Origin of the sequence: Actinomadura chibensis NBRC 106107 (genome assembly GCF_001552135.1) — a bacterium.
GTDB classification, from domain to species: Bacteria; Actinomycetota; Actinomycetes; order Streptosporangiales; family Streptosporangiaceae; genus Spirillospora; species Spirillospora chibensis.
Window position 1 is genome coordinate 1 of sequence record NZ_BCQP01000132.1, and the last position, 790, is coordinate 790.

Here is a 790-nt window from a genome sequence, read left to right on the forward strand (position 1 = left end):
AACACACCCAAGAGACACCATGATTTCACCTACCGGACTCTCACCGTCTACGGTCGGCTTTCCCAAACCATTCGGCTATCACAGTGTTTTGTAACTCTTTGCTGGACTGGTAGACCCAGCCGGATGGTCCCACAACCCCGCACACGCAACCCCTACCAGGTATCACACGCGCACGGTTTAGGCTCCTCCGCTTTCGCTCACCACTACTCACGGAATCACTATTGTTTTCTCTTCCTGCGGGTACTGAGATGTTTCACTTCCCCGCGTTCCCACCAACCGCCCTATACATTCAGACGGCGGCGACACCCCATGACGGGTGCCAGGTTTCCCCATTCGGAAATCCCCGGATCAAAGTCTGGTTGCCGACTCCCCGAGGCATATCGCAGGCTCCCACGTCCTTCATCGGCTCCTGATGCCAAGGCATCCACCGTATGCCCTAAAAAACTTGAACACACAAAACGATCAAAACAAATCGCAGAAGACAAGACCCAACCAGAAGAACAAACCCCCACCCCAAAAGGCAAAGATCAATTCAACGAGTCGAGTCTCACCAGAGATGCTCGCGTCCACTGTGCAGTTCTCAAAAAACAACCGGGCCCACCAAAACCACAACCCACGAACATGGGAAGTGGTCTTGGTCCCGCGATCCGAGGTCACCCAGGCTAGGTAGCCCGTTCCCTCAGGACCCAACAGCGTGCCCAGCTCCCCTCCCACCCGATGCCGTCATTCCCACTCCGCTCCAACCCTGAGGTTGCAGCGGCGGTACTAGCCGGATCGCATGAGCGATGAA

General features: G+C 55.9%; 1 rRNA gene. It reads right to left on the minus strand.

The annotated features are described in order from the left end of the window. Positions 1 to 451: ribosomal RNA gene (locus tag ACH01S_RS41750) — 23S ribosomal RNA — on the minus strand; the annotation flags it as partial. Positions 452 to 790 lie beyond the last annotated feature (339 nt).